This is a genomic window from Kutzneria sp. 744, assembly GCF_000568255.1.
In the GTDB taxonomy this organism is placed as follows: domain Bacteria; phylum Actinomycetota; class Actinomycetes; order Mycobacteriales; family Pseudonocardiaceae; genus Kutzneria.
The window spans coordinates 5,571,041-5,593,571 of the sequence record NZ_KK037166.1; the positions used below are offsets into that span (position 1 = coordinate 5,571,041).

Annotated in this window: 26 protein-coding genes and 1 tRNA gene; 7 read left to right on the top strand and 20 right to left on the bottom strand. The window is 69.3% G+C overall.

The annotated features are described in order from the left end of the window. The 4 genes from KUTG_RS61630 to KUTG_RS58930 all read right to left on the bottom strand — a co-directional run. Positions 1-911, bottom strand: a 911-nt coding sequence (locus KUTG_RS61630; RefSeq protein ID WP_043720052.1) for a hypothetical protein, incomplete at its 3' end; no start/stop codon positions are given. A gap of 13 nt (positions 912-924) precedes the next feature. Continuing rightward, positions 925-1,521, bottom strand: coding sequence for a hypothetical protein (locus KUTG_RS24980; RefSeq protein ID WP_043730546.1), 597 nt, complete (start codon positions 1,519-1,521; stop codon positions 925-927). 90 nt (positions 1,522-1,611) lie between these two features. Continuing rightward, positions 1,612-2,067: a RidA family protein gene (locus KUTG_RS24985; RefSeq protein WP_043720053.1), complete on the bottom strand. Its 456-nt coding sequence runs from the start codon at positions 2,065-2,067 to the stop codon at positions 1,612-1,614. Further along, positions 2,064-2,219 carry a DUF4177 domain-containing protein gene (locus KUTG_RS58930; protein WP_116174671.1) on the bottom strand — a complete coding sequence of 52 codons (156 nt, stop codon included), beginning with the start codon at positions 2,217-2,219 and terminating at the stop codon, positions 2,064-2,066. Before KUTG_RS58930 ends, KUTG_RS24985 begins: the two co-directional genes overlap by 4 nt. Before the next feature lie 35 nt (positions 2,220-2,254). Between KUTG_RS58930 and KUTG_RS24990 the strand changes: the two genes are divergently transcribed. The 3 genes from KUTG_RS24990 to KUTG_RS25000 all read left to right on the top strand — a co-directional run bounded on the left by KUTG_RS24990 (position 2,255) and on the right by KUTG_RS25000 (position 4,912). Next, complete coding sequence (locus KUTG_RS24990; protein WP_043720056.1) at positions 2,255-2,506, top strand: hypothetical protein; 252 nt, start codon at positions 2,255-2,257, stop codon at positions 2,504-2,506. Between the two features lie 223 nt (positions 2,507-2,729). Continuing rightward, positions 2,730-3,746, top strand: a complete 1,017-nt coding sequence (locus KUTG_RS24995; RefSeq protein ID WP_043720057.1) for an ArsA-related P-loop ATPase — start codon at positions 2,730-2,732, stop codon at positions 3,744-3,746. Then, positions 3,746-4,912, top strand: coding sequence for an ArsA family ATPase (locus KUTG_RS25000; RefSeq protein WP_043720059.1), 1,167 nt, complete (start codon positions 3,746-3,748; stop codon positions 4,910-4,912). Before KUTG_RS24995 ends, KUTG_RS25000 begins: the two co-directional genes overlap by 1 nt. Before the next feature lie 100 nt (positions 4,913-5,012). Here the strand turns inward: KUTG_RS25000 and KUTG_RS25005 are convergent, their stop codons facing one another. Beyond that, positions 5,013-5,315, bottom strand: a complete 303-nt coding sequence (locus KUTG_RS25005; RefSeq protein ID WP_043720062.1) for a WhiB family transcriptional regulator — start codon at positions 5,313-5,315, stop codon at positions 5,013-5,015. A 224-nt stretch (positions 5,316-5,539) separates the two neighbouring features. On the opposite strand from KUTG_RS25005, the gene KUTG_RS25010 reads away from it, so the two are divergent. After that, entirely contained in the window at positions 5,540-7,933 is a 2,394-nt protein-coding gene (locus tag KUTG_RS25010) for a transglycosylase domain-containing protein (RefSeq protein WP_198047304.1), read from the top strand. Positions 7,934-8,142: 209 nt separating this feature from the next. Here the strand turns inward: KUTG_RS25010 and KUTG_RS25015 are convergent, their stop codons facing one another. The 3 genes from KUTG_RS25015 to KUTG_RS25025 all read right to left on the bottom strand — a co-directional run bounded on the left by KUTG_RS25015 (position 8,143) and on the right by KUTG_RS25025 (position 9,540). Then, a complete protein-coding gene (locus tag KUTG_RS25015) occupies positions 8,143-8,580 on the bottom strand; it encodes a hypothetical protein (RefSeq protein ID WP_043720063.1) in 438 nt (145 codons plus the stop codon). A gap of 73 nt (positions 8,581-8,653) precedes the next feature. Then, complete coding sequence (locus tag KUTG_RS25020) at positions 8,654-9,070, bottom strand: hypothetical protein (protein WP_157494750.1); 417 nt, start codon at positions 9,068-9,070, stop codon at positions 8,654-8,656. Next, positions 9,070-9,540 (bottom strand): GatB/YqeY domain-containing protein, encoded by a 471-nt coding sequence (locus KUTG_RS25025; protein ID WP_043720068.1) that lies wholly within the window; start codon positions 9,538-9,540, stop codon positions 9,070-9,072. Before KUTG_RS25025 ends, KUTG_RS25020 begins: the two co-directional genes overlap by 1 nt. A gap of 66 nt (positions 9,541-9,606) precedes the next feature. Here KUTG_RS25025 and KUTG_RS25030 point away from each other — a divergent pair, with 66 nt between their 5' ends. Then, complete coding sequence (locus tag KUTG_RS25030) at positions 9,607-10,569, top strand: metallophosphoesterase (RefSeq protein ID WP_052395386.1); 963 nt, start codon at positions 9,607-9,609, stop codon at positions 10,567-10,569. Between the two features lie 21 nt (positions 10,570-10,590). Continuing rightward, a tRNA-Pro gene (locus KUTG_RS25035) sits at positions 10,591-10,667 on the top strand. A 180-nt stretch (positions 10,668-10,847) separates the two neighbouring features. Here the strand turns inward: KUTG_RS25035 and KUTG_RS25040 are convergent. Then, positions 10,848-11,192, bottom strand: coding sequence for a hypothetical protein (locus tag KUTG_RS25040; RefSeq protein ID WP_043720070.1), 345 nt, complete (start codon positions 11,190-11,192; stop codon positions 10,848-10,850). 477 nt (positions 11,193-11,669) lie between these two features. Between KUTG_RS25040 and KUTG_RS25045 the strand changes: the two genes are divergently transcribed. Next, positions 11,670-11,876 carry a ribbon-helix-helix domain-containing protein gene (locus KUTG_RS25045; protein WP_043730553.1) on the top strand — a complete coding sequence of 69 codons (207 nt, stop codon included), beginning with the start codon at positions 11,670-11,672 and terminating at the stop codon, positions 11,874-11,876. An 88-nt stretch (positions 11,877-11,964) separates the two neighbouring features. Here KUTG_RS25045 and xerC read toward each other — a convergent pair whose 3' ends face one another. The 11 genes from xerC to KUTG_RS25100 form a co-directional block, all read right to left on the bottom strand. Further along, the gene (gene xerC / locus KUTG_RS25050; protein ID WP_232240930.1) at positions 11,965-12,966 is read right to left on the bottom strand and encodes a site-specific integrase; all 1,002 of its coding nucleotides are present in this window, start codon (positions 12,964-12,966) and stop codon (positions 11,965-11,967) included. A 148-nt stretch (positions 12,967-13,114) separates the two neighbouring features. After that, positions 13,115-13,348, bottom strand: coding sequence for a helix-turn-helix domain-containing protein (locus KUTG_RS25055; RefSeq protein ID WP_232240931.1), 234 nt, complete (start codon positions 13,346-13,348; stop codon positions 13,115-13,117). Next, positions 13,345-14,550, bottom strand: coding sequence for a DUF3631 domain-containing protein (locus KUTG_RS25060; RefSeq protein ID WP_232240932.1), 1,206 nt, complete (start codon positions 14,548-14,550; stop codon positions 13,345-13,347). The genes KUTG_RS25055 and KUTG_RS25060 overlap by 4 nt, the downstream gene beginning before the upstream one ends. Before the next feature lie 86 nt (positions 14,551-14,636). Next, positions 14,637-15,653: a bifunctional DNA primase/polymerase gene (locus KUTG_RS25065; protein ID WP_052395387.1), complete on the bottom strand. Its 1,017-nt coding sequence runs from the start codon at positions 15,651-15,653 to the stop codon at positions 14,637-14,639. A 120-nt stretch (positions 15,654-15,773) separates the two neighbouring features. Then, a complete protein-coding gene (locus tag KUTG_RS25070; protein WP_157494752.1) occupies positions 15,774-16,715 on the bottom strand; it encodes a hypothetical protein in 942 nt (313 codons plus the stop codon). 114 nt (positions 16,716-16,829) lie between these two features. Beyond that, on the bottom strand, positions 16,830-17,273 hold the full coding sequence (locus tag KUTG_RS25075; protein ID WP_043720082.1) for an NUDIX domain-containing protein: 444 nt from the start codon (positions 17,271-17,273) through the stop codon (positions 16,830-16,832). Between the two features lie 92 nt (positions 17,274-17,365). Further along, the gene (locus KUTG_RS25080) at positions 17,366-18,406 is read right to left on the bottom strand and encodes a hypothetical protein (protein ID WP_043720083.1); all 1,041 of its coding nucleotides are present in this window, start codon (positions 18,404-18,406) and stop codon (positions 17,366-17,368) included. 77 nt (positions 18,407-18,483) lie between these two features. Next, on the bottom strand, positions 18,484-18,771 hold the full coding sequence (locus KUTG_RS53860; protein WP_052395388.1) for a hypothetical protein: 288 nt from the start codon (positions 18,769-18,771) through the stop codon (positions 18,484-18,486). A 168-nt stretch (positions 18,772-18,939) separates the two neighbouring features. Beyond that, positions 18,940-21,168: a DUF3631 domain-containing protein gene (locus KUTG_RS25090; RefSeq protein ID WP_052395389.1), complete on the bottom strand. Its 2,229-nt coding sequence runs from the start codon at positions 21,166-21,168 to the stop codon at positions 18,940-18,942. After that, positions 21,168-21,908 (bottom strand): hypothetical protein, encoded by a 741-nt coding sequence (locus KUTG_RS25095; RefSeq protein ID WP_157494753.1) that lies wholly within the window; start codon positions 21,906-21,908, stop codon positions 21,168-21,170. Before KUTG_RS25095 ends, KUTG_RS25090 begins: the two co-directional genes overlap by 1 nt. A 207-nt stretch (positions 21,909-22,115) precedes the next feature. Then, a complete protein-coding gene (locus KUTG_RS25100; protein WP_043720088.1) occupies positions 22,116-22,523 on the bottom strand; it encodes a hypothetical protein in 408 nt (135 codons plus the stop codon). Between the last annotated feature and the right edge of the window lie 8 nt (positions 22,524-22,531).

Genomic DNA, 22,531 nt, shown 5'->3' on the forward strand with positions numbered 1-22,531 from the left:
TGCTCGCGCTGGGCCAGTTCCTCGTGCAGCTGACGGAGCAGGTCGCGCTCGACGTCGCTGAGCTTGTCCTCGGCGATCGGCTTGTAGTCCACGAGCCCGAGCGCCGACGGGTCGGCCGAGGGCTCCAGAACCGGCGGCTGGGCGGTCTTGTCGGTGGCCACCGGCTGCACCGGCTCGACCAGTTCGACCTGGGCCACGACGTCCGGCTTGGCCTCGGCGCGCGCGACCGGCTTGATCGGCACGACCGAGCCGCCGCCCTTGGCCCGACGGCCGCCGCTCGATGTCGGGGCGGCCGCGTGCTGGCCCGATAAGTTGATCGGTTTGGCGTCCGAGGCGGCCAGCCGGTGGTAGTCGCTACGGTCCGCGCCCGTCTTGAGCACCTCGACCACGGCCCGGATGCCGGCGGCCTCCAGGGCCTGCCCGATCCGGTACGCCGTCGCCGGCGCGAAGCCGTCGGGGCCGATCTCGACCAGCACGATCCGTTGCGGCACCGCGCCGGGAGTCGCGCCCGCGGGCGTCACCCGCCACACCGCGTGCACCGACTGCACGCCGATCAGGAAGTCCACCACCGGGGCCAGCGCCGCGCCGATGCCCGCGCCCGCGTCCGGCTCGTAGCTGAACCGGTGCGGCGGGGAGTACCAGGTGTCGCGGACCTTGAGCCGGTCGGCCAGCGCCGGCTCCGAGCGGGACTGGTCCAGCAGCGACCGCAGCTGGCCGTTCTCCGCCGGGGTCACCGGCACGCCGCCGGCGATCAGGCAGCCGACTAGCAGCTCCACGGCGCGATCCGACTCCGCGATGGCCACGAGCTCGCGCGCCGAGGTCAGCGCGTCGTCGTCGACGCGTCCGGCCATCCGCAGCAGGATGTCGTGCAGCCGATCGGGCAGTCCGTCCCCAGTGGCGACGTCCGACACGACGGGTCTCCTTTCAGGCGGTGGCGAGATCGGCAGCGCCGAAGCACAGCAGTTCGGACACGTCCACCGCGGCGCGGTGGTACGGCGGCAGCTCGAAGTCCGGCGCCACGACCTCGACGCACGGCTCGTGCTCGCCCAGCGCCCGCAGCATGCGCTGGAGCTCGCCGGTCAGCCGGTGCTGGTCGGACACGGCCGTCACCAGCACGACGCGGTGCACACGACCGTCGGCGGCGTGCCGCCAGGCGCAGCGGACCTCGCCGAGGCCCTCGCGGCCGCGCAGCGTCGCGCCGAGCACGACGCCGACCGGGTCGCTGCTGGCGGCCTGGTCGGCGGCCTCGCCGACGAAGGTGAAGGCCGGGTCCGGCACCGCGCCGAGGCCCAGCACGGAGCTGGTCAGCGCCGGGTCGGCGCCGATGCCGCGCAGCAGCGCGTGCTCGTCGGCGGTCAGGCCGACCCGGTCGTGCAGCAGCGCACGCGGGAGCGCCCGGCCGAGCACGGGCAGTGCCCCGCTGGCCAGCCAGTCCCGAAACCGCCACAGCTGGGCGTCGGACAGCCGTCCGGCCAGTCTCAGCAGCAGCTCATGCGCGTTCAGCTCGGCGTTGTCCCGCACGCCCACCGCCCCTTCCAGTGGCGAAGGTGACTCTCGCGGTCTAGCAGACCAGGAGACGCCACCTTAGCGCCACCCGAACGGGTTACTGAATTAGCCGATTTCGACGATCAGCTCAACCTCGACGGGTGCGCCGAGTGGCAGTTCGGCCACCCCAACGGCGGAACGGGCGTGCACGCCGGCCTCGCCGAAGATCTCACCCAGCGCCTCGGACGCGCCGTTGACCACGGCCGGCTGGCCGGTGAAGCCCTCGGCCGAGGCCACGAAGCCGACCACCTTGACGATGCGCGTGACCGAGTCCAGGCCGACCAGCGCGTCCACCGCCGCCAGGGCGTTCAGCGCGCAGGTGCGGGCGTAGGCCTTGGCCTCGTCCTGCCCGATCTCGCCGCCCACCTTGCCCGTCGCGGGCAGCGCGCCCGCGACGAACGGCAGCTGGCCCGACGTGTAGACGAGCGAACCGGTGCGCACCGCCGGCACGTAGGCCGCGACCGGCGCGGCCACCGCGGGCAGCTCGATGCCCAGTTCCTTGAGCCTGGCCAGCCAGCTCATGCCTTCTCCCGCTTCAGATAGGCGACATGCTGCTCGCCGCTCGGGTTGGGCAACACGGTCACCAGCTCCCAGCCGTCCTGGCCCCACTGGTCCAGGATCTGCTTGGTCGCGTGGATCAGGAGCGGGACCGTGGCGTACTCCCACTTAGTCATGCCAGCACCCTATCCGGCGCGCTATTTTCGATCACGTGGAGACGTGGCGGATCATCGCGACCTGCCTCATGGCCTTCGGCGGCATCATCATGACGCTGCTGATCACCGGCAAGGTCCGTGACGACCGGCACCGCAACGCCGGCGATGTGACCCGCGCCGCCCTCTGGTCGACGCTGGTGTTCGCGGTCCTGTGCCTGCTCATCGCCACCGTGCTGCCCAGCACCGTGGTCTGGGGCGTTGTCGCCGCTCAGTACATGATCCTCGTCCTCATGCATCACATCGGGTAACGGTGTTTTTGGCGCCGCCTTCGGCGTCGCGGCTCGGCCGCTCGTGACCGGTGCCTTCCCTAGCCGGATTTAACCCGCCGCATCGGCTCAGGTGGCGGGCACGTCGGGTGGCGGCGGGTGAAATCCGGCGACGGTCCAGGCACCGGCGCGGCCTCGCGATGGTGGGGGAAGCCTCACAGCCACGGCCAGCGGAGAGGCAGTGCGGCCACCTAGGCTTGGCGGCGTGACCACACCCATAGTTGGCTGGACCGCCGGCTGGACCGAGGAGCTCACCCGGGCCCGGTTGCACGTGGTCACCGGCAAGGGCGGCACCGGCAAGACCACTGTGGCCGCGGCGCTGGCCATCGCGCTGGCCACCGGTGGCCGTCGCGTGCTGCTCGTCGAGGTCGAGGAGCGCCAGGGCATCGCCCAGCTGTTCGACCGCGCGCCGCTGCCCTACTCCGAGGAGCGCATCGCCTCCGCGCCCGGCGGCGGCGAAATCCGCGCGCTCGCCGTGGACGCCGACGCCGCGTTCATGGAGTACCTGGCCATGTTCTACAACCTGGGCTTCGCCGGCCGGACGCTGCGGCGCATGGGCGCGATCGAGTTCGTCACCACGCTCGCCCCCGGTCTGCGGGACGTGCTCCAGACCGGCAAGGTCAAGGAGTGCGTCGGCCGCACCGACGACGCCGGCCGGCACATGTACGACCACGTGGTGTTGGATGCACCGCCGACCGGCCGCGTGGTGAAGTTCCTCGACGTCACCAAGGCCGTGCAGGACGTGGCCAAGGTCGGGCCGATCAAGGGCCAGAGCGAGGGCGTGGTCCGGCTGATGCACTCGGGCGACACCGCCGTGCACCTGGTCACGCTGCTGGAGGAGATGCCCGTCCGGGAGACCCTGGACGCCGTGGCCGAACTGGACGGCGCCGACCTGCGGCCGGGCGCGGTGTTCGTGAACCGGGTGCGGCCGGCGCGGCTGGCCAACCGCTCGCTGCCGGCGGCGGCCGGCGGCCGGGTGGACGCCGCCCGCGTCCGGACCGGGCTGGCCACCGTGGGCCTGGAGCTGGCCGAGGACGAGCTGGCCGGGCTGGTCGAGGAGACCGTCGACCACGCCGTGCGCGTGCGGGCCGAGCAGCGGGCCCGCGAGCTGCTGGCCGAGGCCGACCTGCCCGCCCTGGAGCTGCCCGAGCTGGTCGACGGCGTCGATGTCGGCGCGCTGTACGAGCTGGCCGAGACGCTGGTCGACCAGGGGGTCCGCTGATGCCGGCCAAGCTTCATGTCGACAAGTTGCTGGACGACCCGGCGACCAAGGTGATCGTCTGCTGCGGCTCCGGCGGCGTCGGCAAGACCACCACCGCGGCGGCGCTGGCCGCGCGGGCGGCCGAGCGGGGGCGGCGCACCGTCGTGCTCACGATCGACCCGGCCCGGCGGCTGGCGCAGTCGCTCGGCCTGCGGGAACTGGACAACACCCCGCGCCAGGTGACGGTCGAGGGCTTCGACACCGAGGACCGGCTGCACGCGATGATGCTGGACATGCGCCGCACGTTCGACGACATGGTGCTGGCGCACGCGGGGCCCGACCGTGCCGAGCAGATCCTGGGCAATCCCTTCTACCAGACCATTTCCTCCTCGTTCTCCGGCACGCAGGAGTACATGGCCATGGAGAAGCTGGGGCAGCTGGCCGCCGACGGATCGTGGGACCTGATCGTGGTCGACACCCCGCCCAGCCGGTCGGCCCTGGACTTCCTGGACGCCCCGCAGCGGCTGTCCACCGTGCTCGACGGGCGGATCATCCGGCTGCTCTCGGCCCCGGCGCGGGCCGGCGGCCGGGGCCTGCTCAAGATCGTCGGCGCCGGTTTCGGCATCTTCACCAAGGCCATCTCGACGATCATCGGCGGGCAGTTGCTGGCCGACGCGTCGGCGTTCGTGCAGGCCTTCGACAGCATGTTCGGCGGCTTCCGGGAGCGTGCGCAGAAGACCTACCAGCTGCTGCGCTCGCCCGGCACCGCGTTCCTGGTGGTGGCCGCGCCGGAGCCGGACGCGCTGCGGGAGGCGTCCTACTTCGTGGAGCGGCTGGCCACCGAGTCGATGCCGCTGGCCGGGCTGGTGCTCAACCGGACTCATCCGGTGCTGGCCAAGCTGCCAGCGGGCAAGGCGCTGGCCGCCGCCGACGAGCTGGACCGGGGCGGCGAGGCGCCGCTGGCCGCCGCCGACGAGCTGGACCGGGGCGGCGAGGCGCCGCTGGCCGCCGCTGTGCTGCGGGTGCACGCCGATCGGGTGGCCGTGGCGACCCGCGAGCAGCGGCTGCTGGCCCGGTTCACCAAGGCGCACCCGTCGGTGGCCGTCACCGGCGTGCCGGCGCTGGCCGAGGACGTGCACGATCTGGCTGGGCTGCGCGAAATCGGCCGCCGGCTGGCCGGTGAGTGAAACCGCGCACGCTTGTTTCGCCGAGGGCGGCGATTGCCGCCGTCGGCGAAATTCGCATGATCACCGTTAATTAATTTGATTGTTCAACAAAGGACGTCGATCAACTGACCTTGTACTCGTCAAGATCGGCATGCTCGCGCCGCGCGGACTCCAGCAACTCGAACCACGAGTCCACATCCGGCCGGCGACGCAGCAGAGCCCTGCGCTCACGCTCGGTCATTCCGCCCCACACGCCGAACTCGATGCGGTTATCGAGCGCCTCGGACAGGCACTCCGTCCGCACCGGGCAACTCAGGCAGATGGTTTTGACTTTGCGCTGCTCAGCACCCCTGACGAACAGCTGCTCCGGGTCCTCGTCACGACACGAGGCACTGACACGCCAATCCCCCTGAACGAACTGCATGGCCCCCGCTCCCCTACGTCTCGTCCAAAAACCGATACCCCCCGGTACCGGCTGCCGTAGGCTCCCCGCGGGTGCGGAGTGCCGTCAGGCGTTGTCATGAGACGTTGACGGACTGTAGAGCCATCTGGTTCCCCTGCCAACACCGGGTTACCCGAATGTGAGCTTCACCCACCCGAAGTGGTGAATGAACGTCGCAGTGAGCGCTCACACCGGAGCACCACGTGATGACGCGTAGTGTGACTGTCGTGCGTGTCGGCAACGGTCTTGTGAAGTTGGTCGGTCTGTGCCTTTTGGCCGGGGTTCTGGTGGCGGGCATGCTGTTCCCCACCGTGGGGGCGCTGGGAGTGGTCTCCAACCGCGCCAGCGACACCGTGGACGCCACCTCGGCGGACCTGGTGACCACCGACCCGCCGCTGATGTCCGTGATCGAGGACAAGAACGAAAAACCGATCGCGTACCTCTACCAGCAGTACCGGGTCAACACACCGGGTGACCAGATCGCGCCCGTGATGAAGGCGGCCATCGTCGCCATCGAGGACCGCCGCTTCTACCAGCACTCCGGCGTCGACTGGCAGGGCACCTTCCGCGCGCTGCTGAGCAACCAGGTCAACGGCAGCGCCACCCAGGGCGCGTCCACCATCACCCAGCAGTACGTGAAGAACTACCAGGTGCTGGTGGCCGGCCGGGACGACAAGTCGGCCCAGGAGCAGGCCCAGGCGCAGACCGTCGCCCGCAAGCTCAAGGAGGCGCGGGTCGCCCTCCAGCTGGAGAAGAAGCTGTCCAAGGACGAGATCCTGACCAGGTACCTCAACCTGGTCACCTTCCTCGGCCGGGTGGACGGCATCGGCACCGCCTCCCAGGTGTTCTTCAACACCACCCCCGACAAGCTCTCGCTGCCCCAGGCGGCGCTGCTGGCCGGTGTCGTCAACAACCCGGTCAGCTTCGACCCGTGGCAGCACCCGGCGGCGGCCAAGAAGCGCCGCGACGTCGTCATCGACGCCATGGTCTCGACCGGCAAGATCACCACCGACCTCGGCGAGGCCGCCAAGAAAACGGACCTGGGCGTCGGCCCCGAGCCGCAGCTGCCCGGCTCCGGCTGCGTCGGCGTCGCCCCCGAGGACGGCTTCTACTGCGACTACGTGCAGGGCTACCTGTCGCAGGCCGGCTTCACGGCGGACCAGCTGCAGACCGGCGGCTACGTGATCAGGACCAACCTGGACCCGGACATCTCCAAGGTCGCCAAGCAGGCCGTCGAGCACAACGTGCCCAAGACCGCCAACGGCATCGCCAACACCATGGTGATCGTCAAACCGGGCCAGCAGACCCACGACCTCGTCGCCCTGGTGGCCAACCGCGACCTCGGCGTGGACGCCGCGCAGGGGCAGACCCTGACCAACCTGCCCGCCGACGTCAGCGACAACTTCGGCGCCGGCTCGATCTACAAGCTGTTCACCACCGCGGCCGCCATGGAAAAGGGCCAGGTCGGGCTCAACACCGGCATCCCGAACCCGAAGACACAGTGCTTCTTCCCGCCGATCCGGTACCCCGACACCAAGTGCCACACGGTCGCCAACGACGACCAGACCAACCCGGACCCGATCACCCTGCACGAGGCGCTGGCCATCTCGCCGAACACCTCGTTCACCAACCTTGAGCTCGGCGCCGGCATGCAGTCCGTGCTGGACATGGCCTCCCGGCTGGGCATGCGCAACACCATGCAGACCAACCAGGCCGGCTCGGCACCCGACCCCAACGGCGCCAACGAGCTGACCACCAAGCCGCAGAGCCAGTCGTTCCTCAACCAGCCGTCGTTCACTCTCGGCGTGAGCCCGCTGAGCCCACTGGAGCTGGCCAACGTGGGCGCCACCCTGGCCAGCGGCGGCGTGTGGTGTGAGCCCAACCCGATCGCCAGCGTGGTCGACCACACCGGCAAGCCGGTCCAGATCAACACCCCGCCGTGCGAGCAGGTCGTCAACAAGGCCGTGGCCGACACGATCATGAACGGCCTCAAGGACGACACCATCAGCGGCACCTCGGCCGCCGCCGCCCGCAACGCGCACTGGACCCGCCCGCTGGCCGGCAAGACCGGCACCACCGACACCTCCGAGTCCGTCGGCTTCCTGGGCATCCTGCCCAACTACTCGACCTCCTCGCTGGTGTTCAACGACGGCTCCCAGCCGGAGCCGATCTGCGGCACGCTGCCCATCCGCACCAGCAAGTCCTGCGGCGGCAACGTCGGCGCCTTCGGTGGCACCATCGCCGCGCCGCCGTTCTTCAACGCCTTCAACCAGATCCTCGGCAGCTCGCCCCCGCTCCAGCTGCCCAAGGCCGATCCGCAGTACATGGACAAGAACAACCACGGGCCCGCCATCCCGTACGTGGTCGGCCGCGGCGTCGACGACGCCACCAACGTCCTCAAGTCCGCCGGCTACGCGGGTGTGCAGACCGCCGACTTCAACTCCACCGCCCCCAAGGGCACCGTCGTCGGCCAGACCCCCATCGGCTCCGCCCCGCACAGCCAGACCGTCACGCTCTACGTGAGCACCGGCTTCGTGCCCCAGGCCCCCGGCGCGACATCACCCGCGCCCTCATCAGGCGCGGGCACGCCAGGCGGCTGAGGTAGCTGAACACGGTTCGAGGCCGGTGCCCTTGGCGAGTAACCAAGCTTCACGCATTTCGTGAACCACTTCAATAACCAAGACAGGTCCATAGAAACACCATCAGCCTGCAACCATTAAAAACTACTCGAGGTTGCATCGACGGGTCGTGGTGTGGCCTTGGCCCTTGTAATCTCTGTCCCAATTTCAAATGGAAAATGTTGGACATTTCAACCTAAACAAATTCTTCGCACTGCCGAACCCCGGATGAAGCACACATGGGCCCGCAACGACGCGCTGGGCTCCCACCGTAGCCGGTCGCCCAGGTAGCGCAGGCGGCCGAGCAGCTCGCCGGTCTGCGGCGCGTTGGCGCGGACATGCCGCCCAGGGACGACGCCGCCGAACTGCCGCGCGACGGCCAACGGCAGCTGCGCCGACCACGACGGCGGCTCGCCGGCGGCCCGCCGACGCAGTTCCGCCTGCCGATCACGCCAGACGATCAGCGTGCCCACGGCGTAGATCAGCACGCACGCGCCGACGGCTGCGGCCAACACGACCCATGGCCCCACCCGCAGTGCCACGAAAACGCCCATCGCCACCGCGTAGCCCAACCACAGCAAGGAACGTTGCCGGCGTCGACGTTCCCTCTCGCGGCCGTACTCGGTCATGGTGGAAATCCGTTTCACTCAGCGACCGCATCCACGCTTGGCCCCGACCGAGTGTGCGGCCCAAGCCACGTCGTCAGACCACACCCAGATACCATTCGTCCGATTCTCGGCGCGGGCCGAACAGCGTCCACGGCTGGATCGGCCGGGCGACGGCGACGAAAACGTCGCCGTCGGCCAGCTCGATGCCGTACTCGAAAAAACTCTCCGACGTGGCCCGCCACGCCCGCAGCGTGAGACCGTGGCCGCCGGCGGCCAGCCCCCGCGCGACGGACCGACGAGAGTGCCAGTTCGACAGCTCCAGCCTGATCCCGTTGCCCCGCAGGGAAACAGTCGGGTCGAGCGAAGTCGGCCTGCGCCGGCCCGGCGTCATGATCGCCCCCAGGACGACGCCGGCCCGACCCGACCGTTTCAACCGGCGGACCCGACGCCGCACCGCCAACGGCAACCGCAACTCGTCCAACTCGTGCACCGAAAACGGCACTACCGCCATCAGCCCAGCAGCTTGGCCTTCACGATGGCGGCGACCCGGCCACCCTCGGCCCGGCCGGCGACCTTCGCGTTGGCGGCCTTCATGACCTGGCCCATCTGCTTCTGCCCCGGCTGCTCGCCCGCCTGCGCGGCGACCTCGGCGATCGCCTGCGAGACGAGGTCGGTGAGCTCCTCATCGGACAGCTGGGCCGGCAGGTACGACTTGAGCACCTCGGCCTCGGCCAGCTCGGCGTCGGCCTGCTCCCGGCGACCAGCGCCCGCGAACGCCTCGGCGGCCTCGTTGCGCTTCTTCACCTCACGGGACAACACCTTGAGGACCTCGTCGTTCGACAGCTCCCGCGCGGTCTTGCCGGCCACCTCCTCGACGGTCACAGCCGCCAGGGCCATCCGCAGGGTGGCGACCACAGTGGTCTGCCGCCCCTTCATCGCCGCGGTCAAGTCGCTCCGCAGCTTCTCCTTCAGCTCCGCCATGAGCGCGAACGCTACTCCGACAGGCACCCCGACCCCGATCGAGTAAACCGCCGTACCCTGGAGCGCGTGAAGACGTTCGGTCGGATAGTCCTGGGCACCACGGCCCTCGGAGCAGCCACGGTCGGCTACGCCGCCGCCATCGAGCGGACCAGGTGGACACTGCGCGAAGCCACGGTGCCGGTGCTCGCCGAAGGCGCGGCGCCGCTCCGTGTGCTGCACATCTCCGACCTGCACATGATGCCCGGGCAGCGCTCCAAGCAGCGCTGGGTCGCCGAGCTGGCCAAGCTATCCCCGGACCTCGTCGTCAACACCGGCGACAACCTCGCCCACCGGCACGCCGTGCCCGCCGTCGTACGGGCGCTGGGCCCGCTGCTCGACCTGCCCGGCGTGTTCGTGTTCGGCAGCAACGACTACTACGCGCCCAAGCCCAAGAACCCCGTGCGCTACCTGCTGCCCAAGGCCCGCAAGAAGCGCATCCACGGCATCCCCCTGCCCTGGCGGGATCTGCGCGCCGCGTTCGTCGAACACGGCTGGGACGACCTCACCCACAGCCGGCAGACCATCACCGTCGCCGGCCAGTCCATCGTCGCCGCCGGCCTCGACGACCCGCACCTCAAGCGCGACCGCTACGAGAACATCGCCGGCCGGCCCGACCCCACGGCGGCGCTGCGGCTCGGCGTCACCCACTCCCCCGAGCCCCGCGTCCTCGATCTGTTCGCGGCCGACGGCTACGACCTCGTCATGGCCGGCCACACCCACGGCGGCCAGCTCCGCATCCCCGGCTACGGCGCCGTCGTCACGAACTGTGAGCTGGATCGCACCCGCGCCCGCGGCGTCTCCCGCTGGGGTGCCCACACCTGGCTCAACGTCTCCGCAGGCCTCGGGACCTCGCCCTATGCGCCGGTCCGCTTCGCCTGCCCGCCGGAAGCCAGCCTGCTCACGCTCGTGCCCCGCAGCAACGGCGCAGGTCACGACGGGTCCGGTCGCCAAAGCAGGACCCGATTCGGAGCTGGGGCCGACATCAGCTAGACTTCTCCTCGTTCGATCAACCGGGGTGTGGCGCAGTTTGGTAGCGCGCTTCGTTCGGGACGAAGAGGTCGCAGGTTCAAATCCTGTCACCCCGACCAGGTCAGGGGCTGTCCACTGTGGAGTGGACAGCCCCTGATTTGTGTCTGAGTGTCTAACTGCGTGACTACCCTCCAGCCCCGACGCTGTCGCACTGACTGACGACGGGGTGAACGGGAAGGCTTGGACAAGAAGGGATGCTCCGCGCGGCCGCTGCGGAGCATCCCTTCTTGGTCTCCTTGTCAGCCGGACAGGCGGCTCGATGAGCCCGGCTTGTTGGTGAAGATGCGCAGAGTAACCAAGATCACCACGCCGAGCTGAATTGTGATCATTCCGACCACAGCCCAGTTCGGGAGGCCTTCAGGCGCAGCCTTCAGGGTCACCGCCGGCGCGCACAGCGCGGCAATGACAAGAAGCGCGGCGACCGCCGCATCGAGCAGATGGGAGGCGTGGTTCGGAGGAACAGAAACAACCACCCTCATCCCCTCCTTCTCGATGCGCAACCGCGCGTCAGTCGTCGGGCGTTCGCCCTCAATGGATGCCAACCCAGCGAAGTCGTCCTCGCCGTCCTGCCCCGGATCGTCCACACCCGGCCTTTCTCTAGCGGCGCACTCAGGTCCCCTTCTGGACTAGAGGCCCCGGACATGGGGGTCGTGACAGCTGGACAGGCCGCCACCCTCGCGTTTAGAGGTTGGGCCAGCGCCACGAGGACACGCTGGCCCATCGTTGACGCCCGGCCTGACCACGGCCAGACACGGAATTCCGCATCTGAGGACTCCTCATCTCTCGATTTCCATTGGGGGCGGTCTGACGCCCCCGTCGAGGCTCGCGGTTCGCGAGGCCCCACGGCGGTGCCAGCTCAGGTGGCCAGCGTAACCCCCGCCCACACATCCCAGCAACTCATCTCACACATTTTCTGTGTCAAATGATGGCCAGGTCGTGTGGGATCTGCGACGATGGGGAGGGGTAGGCGCGCGCCTCGCGTCTGCACGACCAGAAGGGAGAGGACGATCACTGCCGGGAAGGACCTAGACGCCGTAGACCAGCAGGTGGACGAGCCGGGCGTGGTCGCGCGAGTCAATATCGCGTTGGTCAAGGAGAGCGCGAAGGCGTTGCTCAAGCTCCAGAAGGACACCGGCCTCAAGAAGGTGGACATCGTGAACCGGGCGATCCAGCTCTACGAGTTCATCGCGACCGAGCTCAAGGAAGACCGCCAGGTCGTAGTCCGTGGCGACGACGGACACGAGGTATTGGTCAAGATTTTCATGTGACCGGACGGAGCCACGATGACGCCGCCACGCAGTGGGCGCCTGGTTGAGCCAGGCGCCCACTTCGCTGTCCAACTCAAGACCCTTGGCATCACGCTCCGGCGACCGGAAAGATCTGGTCCATGGCGGTCGCACCGTCCTGGATCACCGGGCGGATCTGATGCCGGTACACCTCCTCCGTAACTGACGTTCCGCTGTGCCCAACCAGCCGCGAGATCTGCTCAATGGTCATGCCGCTGTCCGAGAGCAGGGACACGAAGCTGTGCCGCAACTCGCGCGGCGTCCACTCAGCCGCGTGCAGCCCGGCCGCCTTGAGTACCCGCCGAAACTGCCGTCGGACGTTGGCCGCGTCCAGCTCGGTGCCGACCTCCGAGGCGAACACCAAGCCGTGTTCCTGCCACCGGTCGCCCGCCCGCTTCTTGTGCACCTCCTGACGTGCCTGTTGGGCTTTTAGGGCGGTGATTGCCCTCTGTGGCAAGGCAAGCGTGCGGCGAGACTTTCGGGTCTTCGTGTCACCGCCGGCCCGTACGGACCGCCACACGGCGATGTGCGGCGGAACCGGCGGGTTGGCGTCGGGGTTCCCTTTCAGGTCAACGTGTGTCCACGTCAACGGTCGCACCTCCTCAGTGCGCGGCCCGCCGACCAGGGACACCACGATGTACGCCCCAATCGTCGAATCGTCAGCTTCCGCACGACGTAGAAGGGCGTCCGCCTGATCGAACGTCAGCGACTTCGACGGCCTGCCTGTCTGCCCCTCCGGGCACTCGCAGAGCAGCACGACGTTGCGCTTCACCTTGTCGCGCGCCTGCGCTCGGTTGACCGCTCGACGGAGAACAGACCGGATGTCTCGCAGCGTCCGCGTACTGAGCGTCTTCGCCTTCTCCGCCAACCACTCGTCAACGTCGTCAGCCGACAGCTTGTGCAGTTTGAGCGCGCCCAGCGACGGGATGACGTGCGCTTCCGCGAGGATTCGGCACGTCGTGACGGTCTGCCCGTCGCGCCCGTTCAGCCCGTACTGCAACCAGTTGTTGACGGCATCGGCGACCGTGTAATTGTGCGGCTCGATCGCAAGCCCGTCCTTGACGTCACGCATGATGGCGTCAAGCTTGTTCTTGGCCTCAGTTTTCGTCCGCCCGCTAGCGCGCTTGGTGATTCTCTTACCGCGTCCGTCAAATCCGACGGTTACCGTTGCAATCCAACGCTTGCGATTCTCATCCCAATGCAGACCACCATCACCACGACTACGACGCTTGGTCAAATTCCACCCCCGATTCCTCAATCAGCAGTTGAACGTAGGCGTTGATAGCTACCGCCGGAACGAGCCGAGACCGGCCCTGGACAACGGTCTTGAGTCGACCGGCGCGGATCTGCTCGTAAATGACGGATCGACTCATCGAAAGCAGCAGCATTGCCTCGGGGATCTTGTACAGCGCCTTGAGCGGCACCACCGTTGGCACCCGGTCGGGCTGGGTCACGCTACCTCCTCGATGCCCCGGTTGAGAGGGGTAGCCGTACCAGCCGTACCAGCCGTTGCAACGCTGGTCAGAGCGGTACGGCTTGTGTTCGTGGTACGGCTTGACCCGTACCAGGGTTCCGAGCCGTACCGCTCTGACCTGGTCTGCGACGGCTGGTACGGCTGGTACGGCTCACCCCCGGCGGCGGGGTCGTCGGGCGCCAGGTACCGGCTCCACGCGTCGGCGAAGTCGGTGCTCTGGTACCCCTTGGCCTGCCCACCTTCCGGAAACCGAAGCGTGGCCGGCCGGATGTCGAACTCGGCCAGCAGCTTCCCGAGCTTGACCGCGCTCAAGCCGTTCGGGCCGATTTCCGACCACGGCGCTTCCGGGTCGGCATTGAGCCGTTCCAGCAGCGTCGCAGTACGAATCAACGTGCCGTCGGCGAACGCGGCGCGGCAGTCCTGCAACAGGCGCGTCCGGAGGGTGTTCTCGCTGTTCTCCTCCGCCTCCGCCGTCAATGCCAGCACGGCGGCGCGGGCACGGTCGGGCCATCGCCCGCCCGCGTGATCGGCTACAGCCATCAATGGCTCCCAGGTGTCGGCCGCTCGGTCTTCCACGGGCATGACCGGTTCGGCTTTCTCCAACACGGCAAGGTCAGCTCGCAACCACGAGTACAACTGCGACGCCAACTTGTTCAGGCCGGGCCGGTCGCGGCGGTGCCGATACGGCGACACACTTTCCCCCGGCGCACGGCGGCGCATCCGGATGACCACCGCCCGGTCCTCAATGGTGTCCGGCATCGCGCCGATACCCGCCAACGCGGCCATAGCGAACGTGGGAATGGTTTCTACGCGGCTATTCGCGGCGTCGTATCGAATGGCAGGCCGGTTGCGCTGGTGGCCAGCGTTGAGCAGGCCCCGGAGGTCTTCGTTCGCGGAGGCGTTCGGCCCGAAGATGGTGTCCGCCTCATCCACCAGCATCGTCGGTGGGTCCTCGGTGATCGACCGGTAGACCGCCGACGGGCTGGCGTTCACGGTGAGAAGCGGGCTGTAGCAAGTCGCCTCGACCACGTCCAGTAGCCGCGACTTGCCGCAGCGCTTCTCCGGGGCGCGGATGACCAGCCGCGGGGCGTGCGCCCACGCCGGTTGCGCGTGGCTCGCGGCGATCCACAACACCACGGCATCGGTGGCGTGCTCGCTGGGCAGGATGACGTACTTGGTCATGGCCGCGTGGACGGTGTCCAGCAGTGCGGCCCCGTCGATCGGGACGGACGTCGTAGGCGTGGCCATGGTGTGATCTCCCGTCTGGTTCATGCCGCGCCCCGCTGGCCGAACAGCCCGCCCTGATCGGTGGCGGGCTGCTGGTCGGTCGGCACGACGCGGGGCTTGAACGCCCCGGCGCGTAGGCCGTTGCGGATGTGGCGGCGGAGGTCGGACTCGGTGCAGTCGCAGTCGGCGGTGAGCATGTGGTGTGCGGCTGCGTAGAGGGCGGCTTCGGCTTCAACCGGGGGGAGCAGGTTCGCGCCGACGAACTGGCCGAGGTTGCCGGCGGCGGAGAACAGGGTCTTGGCGTGCTGCCCTGAGAGCGTCTTGGCGACCCGATCGCACTCGCCCCGCACGGCGGCCGCGACGTAGGCGGGAAGCCGCGTAGAGCCGCGCACAGGCGGCGCTGTGGTGGCCACCACGGGCTTGGGAGCAAGCCGGGTAGCCAACCACCCCGGCAAGTCGAGCGGGGCGCAGTTTTCGGCGAGCTCGTAGCGGCCGTCATCGGTGATCGATCCGGGGGCGACGACGTAGCCGCCCCAGGCTCGGGTGTCGACCTTCCAGCCGAGTCCGTTGCCGGTGTCGCCTTCGGTGTTGCGCAGCTGCACCGCGTGCGGGGCGCGGAAATACAGGTGCGTGCCGCCGCGCGGGGAGGTGACGGCGCGGGTCTCCCACGGCACTGGCTGCCCGGCCTGCTCGCACACGAGGGTGAACACGTCGTGCCCGTCGACGATCCCCCTCCGGTTCCAGCCGTCCTTGGGCACGTCGGCCGGTGACTTGCGGGTGTCCAGGTCGACCACCACGAGGTTGCTCGGTCCGGTCGCGATACCGACGTTGCAGCCGGCGTAGCGGGCGCTGGTCCAGTACCAGCGGATCTGGTCGGGGTCGACCATGGCGCGCTGCTCCCACGTCTGGTGTCCGGCGGTACAGATACCGGTGGCCGGGCAGTGCTGCTGGCTGTGGAAGGCCGGGGGCTTCTTGGAGTTCACCCGGATGGGGAACACGTGGAAGCCGTGGGCGGCGGCGGCCAGCGCGGCCGCGAGCATGTCTCGGGTGCTGGTCACGGGTGGTGGCCCTTTCGATCGTGCGCGGCCGACGTGTCACGTCCCCGCGTGGATGTGGGCAAACGACAGGCGAGGCAACGTCCGATGTAGACGTTGCCTCGCCGGGAGGTGCTGACGGACTTACCGCCGGTGGAGTTGGGCGTCGGCGGGCATGGTGGTGGCCGCGGGCTGGCCCAGGACCATGCACCGCAAGTCGACGTCGTGATCGAGGGTCGGGGCCTGATCGAACAGGACCGCGCCGACGGCGACCAGGAACGCGCGGGTGACGGCGTCGCTGCCCTTTTTGGTGCGCGGCGACTGGTAGAGCAGGTAGCGGGCGGCCTGCCAAGCGTCGATCCGCCTGTCGTAGCTCAGCTCGGTGGCCTCGCCGAGTTGGCGCAGGGCCTCGGCGTGCAGAACGTCGGCGTCGTCGTCGGCCGTGGTGATGGCGTAGACGGGGTTGCCGCCGATCTCGATGCGGCTGGCGTCGTGCCCGCGCATGACGATGCGCCGCACGAGGTAGGTGGCGATTCGGGCGGCGGATTCGCCGCGCACGAGCCGGTTGCCGTTCACGCGCATCCCGCCGGGTAGCACCACGACGTTCTGCAACAGCTCGCTACCGGGGGCCTCGGCGTTGAACCGGTGCAGCGCGGCGTTGCCGTAGGAGAGGATGGTCCGGCTGGCCGGGGTGTTCTGCCCGCCCTGGTAGGTCTTGCTGGCCGCGTCCCACCGTGCCCCGGCACGCAGTCGGCCGGTGTAGCCGAGGCGGTCGAAGTTAGGGCCCGCGTCCCGCATGGACAGGCGGAAGCGGTCGGCATCCAGGGGGATCCCGACACCGATGCGGCCGGGCGCCCGCCGGGCCAGCCCGTAGCGCCACTGCGTGAGCGTGGCGTGGCCGGCCCGGAGCATGACCATGCGCCGGTGCAGCGGAAGGTGGGGCCAGTCAGCGGCCAGCAACTGTAGCCGCAGAGCCTCGGCGGCCTCGGCCTGCTCGTGGGCGAAGCTGGTCACGCGGTCGATCTCAACGGGGTCGGCCGACCGCAGCGCCAACGCTGGGGTGGGGAAGTTGTCGGGGCTGATCACGTGTGTTCCCTTCGCGTGAGCTTGAGGGATGTGTCACGTCCCTGGGATGACGTCGAGAAACCATGCGCGGCACCCTCCGATGTGGACGGTGTCTCGCGTGTGGTGGTGGACGGGTCACACGGCGCGGATCAGGCCGAGGGTGGCGGCGGCGTCCAGCACGATCGTGCGGTGGTCGAACGCCATGCTGTGCAGCTCGGCGCGAATCAGCGGGACGGGCGTCCACTCGGCGGCGGCCGCGTCGTCGGCGGCGATGGGCCTGGGCATGGTGGGCAGCAGTGCGGTGTAGGCGAACGTGCGGTAGGGGCCGCGCGGGTCACGCCCCGGCGCGGCGTAGACGTCGACCTGGCTCAACTGCGTGGCCGGCAGGATGACGCTGGTCTCCTCGGCCAGCTCGCGGGCGGCGGCGGCGCGCGTGTCCTCGCCGGGGTCGACGTGGCCCCCTGGCAGCGCCTTGCGGCCCTGGAAGGGGTCCCACCGGCGCAGGATGGTCAGCACGCGCAGGGTGCGCTGGTAGTCGTAGGCGAACAGGACGGCGTCGGCGGTGTCGATGTAGTCCACGGTGGACTGCTCTCTTCCTGTTGGATGGCACGACGAATCAGGGGACGGGTCACGTCCCCTTGCTGTGGTGTGGGAATCTCGCGAGCGGCCCGCTAGTCGACGCGCTGGCCGTTCACGTAGAGCACGCCGCCCTGGTAGATCACGGTGTGGCCGCGACCAGTGCTGGGGGCGGTGTGGGTCGGCGTCAGCGGCTGGCCGGTCGCGGCGTCGGTGACCACGGTTCCGCGCACGGACACCGAGCGGCCCGGGTGCCGGTAGACGCTGCCGCCCACGACGGTGTAGCCGTTGCCCTGCACGACACCGCCGACGTTGCGGCCGATGATGACGTCGCCGGACCCGCCGCTGACCTGCCGCTCCTTCTCGACCGCTTTCTTCCGGGCCTTCTTCTCGGCCTTCCTGGCGGCCTTGGCGGCGCGTTCGGCGTCGTCGCCCGGGCTGGACTGTCCACCCGTGCTGGCCGAGCCGCCGAGGAAGATGCCCCCGGAGTTGCTGCCCATCACGACGCCGGTGTTGTTACTGATCTTGCCGAACCGGACGTTGTCGTCGTTCCTGCCAGATCCCATGTGGACGCCTCTCCCGGTGTTGTCGTCGGTCACGTCCCCCGCCTGAGCAGCGAGGCGTTCCTGCCGGGCCTCGTGACGCAGCCGGCGGGCTTCCTTCCGTGCGGCACGGGCAACCTGCCGGGCCTCGCGGTACTCGGCGTCCCGGTCACCGTCGACCTCGCCCCAGCTACCGCGGTTGATCTGCACGCCGTCGCCGGTGTGGACAGGTCCGAACGATGAGCCGATGACCACGCCAACGCCCGTGACGACGTCGCCTTGGATGCCGACGGTGCCGCCGTGGTTGGTGTTGACCACGGCGACGCGCTCGGCGGTGTCGTGCTCCACAGTGCGCGGTGGTGTCACGTCCCCTTGCTGTGCAGCGGTTTCCCGCGCCTGCGTGTCCTGTTCCTTGAGCTTGTTCAACGCCGTCGTGGCCGCCTGGATCCGAGCCTCACCCGCGGCTACGGCGGCGGTGTCGCCGGCCGCGCGTGCGGTGTTGACGGCGCGGCGGGCGCGGTGGATCTGTTGACGCAGCTTGGCTTTCGCTTTGCCACTGCTGCCGGAGCAGCGGCGGCCTCCTGTTCGGCACATGGCGTGTCTCCTGTGTGGAGTTGTCACGTCCCCTTGCTGTGCATGGGTTTCTGGCTTCTGTGAACGCGGGACGTAGGTCAACGGTCCAGTTCGCGGCGCCGATCCTGAGCGCGGCGGCGGTCGACGCGGATGTCGTGGCGGACGCGGGTGTACGCGTTGTGCAGGCGGCGTCCGAGGCGCAGCACGCGGCCGGTGCCGTCGCAGCCGTGGCACAGCCGAATGCCGCCCATGCCGCGGTGTCCGCCGGTCCCGCCGCACCGCTTGTGCGGCTTGAACGGGTACAGCCAGCACGCCAAGATGTAACGTCCTGTAATCGACATGGTGCAGGCGAAGAGGGCAGCGTCGATCAGGCTGGACAGGGTCACAAGGGCCTCCAACAGGTGTTTTCGGCCGTGTTCGGCCGGTGCCGCTAGGAACTAGGGCACTGATCAGAGGGTGTTGGGGTCGCTAGCGGGGGCGCTAGGTCTAGCGGGGATGCCTGCTAGACCTAGCGCCCGCCATCGGCCGTCACCGGGCGGTCGTCGACGCCCGGTCTAGTCACTGTCCGTGATGGCGTCGGTGATGTCGTCGCGGGTGATGCCGCGGCGGTTGGCGCCCTTGCCGGTCGTGGGGTCGGTGCCCCACACCTGTGCGGTGCGCACGCCGTAGGGCTTGAGCGCGGCGGCCAGCTGCACGGCCATGGCCTTGGCCTCCTGCTCCGCCCACGGCCCGTAGACCGAGGGCCGCAGGTCAGCGAGCCGGGTGACCACGGTCTCCGACCACAGCTTGTCCTCATCGGCACCGAACACGGACGCGATGTCGGCCAGCAGCGTGGAGCCGTCGACGTCGTCGACCTCGGCGTCCAGACCAGCAGCGAAGCCGGTCAGCCGGCCCTGCGCGGTGCGCACGGCGCGGGCCCGGGCGGCGATGGCGTCGGCGGCCGGGCCGTCGATGTAGACGGTCTTGGTCAGCTTGGCGTCGTCGCCCTCACCGACCAGGTACCCGATGCCGCGGTCGTTGCGGGACAACGTGGTCGCACGGACGCCGTTCTTGTGCGCGGAGGTGCCCAACACCATGTCGTTCTCGGTGTGCCCGTTGACCTTGAGGCAGAACCGCATGATGGCGTTGGCGGAGATCCCGGTCGGGATGGACTTGGCGTCCGGCCGCTGGGTGGCCAGCACGAGCACCATGCCCAGTGCGGGGCCGCGCTTGACGATGTCGGTGCAGATTTCCTCGAACTCCCCGCCGTGCTTGGGGTGCTCGAACCACACCTGGCACTCGTCGACCCCGATGACGATCGGGTGCAGGCCCAACGACTTGTTGCTGGCCAGCTCTGGGGTGACCTTGTTCTCCGGGCACAGGTCCTTCGGCAACTCCCGGATCACCTTCGCGCGACGCCGCAACTCATCCCGTAGCGCACGCAGGTCGGCCAGCGCGTAGGTGATGTCCTCATCGTCGTCCCCGGCCCGGTAGCGGTGCGCAACCTGCGCCAACGGCGACAAGTCACCAGTTCCCTTCAGGTCGTAGGCGTGGACCTCCGCCCGCGGGTCCAGCGCGGCCATGAGCAGGATCTCCCGCAGGGCGAACGTCTTGCCCATGCGGGGAACCGCGCCGATGATCATGGACACGAACATCAGGGTGATGTCGACCCAGCGGCCGCGCTGATCGGTGCCGAACGGCACCGACCGGAACAGATCCACCGTGCCCGTCTTCGCGAGTGGCCACGCAGGTTGACGGGCGGAGGCCATGTCCTGATCCCCCACCCACAACACCAACCGGCCCGGGTGGACCTCAGTGTTGCCGTCCGGCCACACGCATCCCAGCGGCCGGCCCAACGCGGCGGCGAGGTTCGCGCGGCGGTCGATGACGTCGGTCGCGACAGCGCCGGGCGGGAGGTCGATGTCCGCGCGCCAGCCGGGCCCGTCGCGGGTGATCGGCGCGGTGAACGCGATCGCCCCCTTGGGGTCCTTGCTCATGGCCTGGTTGATCCGGCCGATGCCCAGCACGGACAAGGCGTGCACGATGACCTCGGAGGTCAGCGGACGCACCGACGAGCCGACCACAGCGCGGCTGATGATCGGCTTATCCGCCGGGGCACCCAGGAACCCCAGCAGCACCACGGCGGTGAAGATGCACACGCCGATCACCCACGTCGGGAGCAGGAACCAGCCGGTGACCGCGGACGCCATGCCCAACGCGGCCGCACCCAGCATGATGATCGTGCGCAGTCGTACCCGGGCGTCACGCTGCCGCGACAGCTTCAGGTACTGGTCAGCGTCCTCGGCGCGGGCCATGGCGGAGCGGACCGGGCGGCCTTCGGCGTCGGTGACCCAGTGGTTGATGCCGCGCAGCATCCGGCCGGCGCCGATCGGGGACCGCAACGCCAGCTTGGACACGTACCAGGGTGCGCGCACGGCGTGAAACGCCGTGGTGTGTCCCAGGTGGGTGAGCATCGCTCGCATTGCGGATTCGGTGTCGGCCCATGACTTGGTCCACTCGGGCAGGATCGGACGCCGTTCCCGCTGGGAGATCCGGTCCAGGTAGGACGGGCGGCCGATGGTCGGGGTGTCGACCAGCGCGGCCGGGATGTCGTCGACGATTTCGGCGTCGACGATCTCCCCGGCCTGCTCAACCTCGACCTCAGCGGGCACGGCCACGGTGGCGTGAGGGTCGGTCGTGCCCGGGTCTGCACCACCGGTGACCAGCGGACGCAGCGGCCGGACGTTGTCGGGGATCTGGGGTTCGTCCGGGGTCGGTGCCCCGGTCACAGTGGTGGTGGACATCAGGCAACCTCCTCCTGCTCGATCGAGTGCGGTCGGTTCTGGTCGTCGGCCAGCAGCGCGGCCACGCGGTAGGCACGGGCCTTGTCGCCGCTCCGGTTCATGACGTGGGTGTAGATCCGCCACCCGGACGGCGCCGAGGACAGCTGGCCGTCGGCGATCAGGTCGCGGACCTCGCGGTAGAGCTCCCGATCCGGGTCGGAGGCATCGGCTGCAACCGGGGTGGGGTCGGACTGTTCGTGCAGGTTGACCGGCCCGGAGCCGGGCAGCGCCACAGGCCGGAACCCGGTCACCGCGGCGGTGCGGTCGATCATGCGGGCGACGTCCTCAGCCAGGCTGTAGGCCGGGGCCTCCGCCACCCTCCGCCCGAACCGGGTCAAGGCGACCGGCCCGTCCGGGTACCGCAGTTCCACCCGCCCATCGGCGTGCAACAGCGCGGTGGCGGAGCGGACCGCGGCCCGCTCGAACCGGGCCACCCGACGCCGGGCCGCACGGTCCAACCGCCGCGCCGCCCGGCCGGTCCACCACGCCCGGGCGGCGGTGATCACGTCGGTGCGCCAGTGCGAGATCTGGTGCACCGCGATGCCGGCCACCGACACCAGCGCCATCACGACGCCGTGCCAGCTGGCGTTCGGGTCGGCCGCGCCGTGGGTGTAGTTCAGCGCGGCCGACACCGCAGCAACCAACCACACCGCGGCGGTAGTCGCCCCGACCGGCAGCCCAGCGCGGCGCCGGATCTCCACGCGCGCCAAGCAAGGCCCACGCGGAGGTCAGTTCAATCCCGGGCATAGTAAAAGAGGTACTTATACTTGAAAGTCGGCACCCGGTGACGAGCTTATAATGATGTGACACGGTTACGGCTACGGCCGACGTTTTCGCCTGTCAGAATGGAGTCACGCTTGGGCCCGTTAGCTACCACATTACGCCTAGTTACCCGTTCGTTTGTATACTTATATCCGCTCATGCCACGCGGAGGTCTCCGTGAACAAGGCCAGCAGCCAGCCAAGCCCGGCACCGAACACGGCGTCACCAGACGCGGACTGGGCCTGCCAGGCCAACACACCCGGGGCGACGATGACCGGCAGCCACAGCGCCAGCTGCCAGCGCGCGGAGACCCACGCGACCAGCTCGGCCCGGCGGCGGCGCCGCTCGGCGCGGTCGGTCTCCCGCTCGGTGCGCTTGCGGGCGGAACGCTCGGCGGCCAGCCGTTCGGCGGCCTCGGCCTGCGCGGTCTGCACCGCGACCAGGGCCAACGCAGCCTCGGCATTGGTCCTCGCGGCTTCAGCCTTGTACTGCTCGGCCATACCGGCGGCGACCGCGCGTTGCGAGCGGGGGTCGTAGAGACGGGGCGTGGTCATCGGGTCAC

Bases quoted from the DNA above. Each gene is read 5' to 3' on its own strand.
- KUTG_RS24985 (WP_043720053.1), bottom strand. From the start codon at position 2,067: ATGAGCTGGCTGGCCAGGCTCAAGGAACTGGGCATCGAGCTGCCCGCG.
- KUTG_RS58930 (WP_116174671.1), bottom strand. From the start codon at position 2,219: ATGACTAAGTGGGAGTACGCCACGGTCCCGCTCCTGATCCACGCGACC.
- KUTG_RS25000 (WP_043720059.1), top strand. From the start codon at position 3,746: ATGCCGGCCAAGCTTCATGTCGACAAGTTGCTGGACGACCCGGCGACC.
- KUTG_RS25005 (WP_043720062.1), bottom strand. From the start codon at position 5,315: ATGCAGTTCGTTCAGGGGGATTGGCGTGTCAGTGCCTCGTGTCGTGAC.
- KUTG_RS25010 (WP_198047304.1), top strand. From the start codon at position 5,540: ATGACGCGTAGTGTGACTGTCGTGCGTGTCGGCAACGGTCTTGTGAAG.
- KUTG_RS25015 (WP_043720063.1), bottom strand. From the start codon at position 8,580: ATGACCGAGTACGGCCGCGAGAGGGAACGTCGACGCCGGCAACGTTCC.
- KUTG_RS25020 (WP_157494750.1), bottom strand. From the start codon at position 9,070: ATGGCGGTAGTGCCGTTTTCGGTGCACGAGTTGGACGAGTTGCGGTTG.
- KUTG_RS25025 (WP_043720068.1), bottom strand. From the start codon at position 9,540: ATGGCGGAGCTGAAGGAGAAGCTGCGGAGCGACTTGACCGCGGCGATG.
- xerC (WP_232240930.1), bottom strand. From the start codon at position 12,966: ATGCGTGACGTCAAGGACGGGCTTGCGATCGAGCCGCACAATTACACG.
- KUTG_RS25060 (WP_232240932.1), bottom strand. From the start codon at position 14,550: ATGACCAAGTACGTCATCCTGCCCAGCGAGCACGCCACCGATGCCGTG.
- KUTG_RS25080 (WP_043720083.1), bottom strand. From the start codon at position 18,406: ATGTGCCGAACAGGAGGCCGCCGCTGCTCCGGCAGCAGTGGCAAAGCG.
- KUTG_RS25090 (WP_052395389.1), bottom strand. From the start codon at position 21,168: ATGTCCACCACCACTGTGACCGGGGCACCGACCCCGGACGAACCCCAG.
- KUTG_RS25100 (WP_043720088.1), bottom strand. From the start codon at position 22,523: ATGACCACGCCCCGTCTCTACGACCCCCGCTCGCAACGCGCGGTCGCC.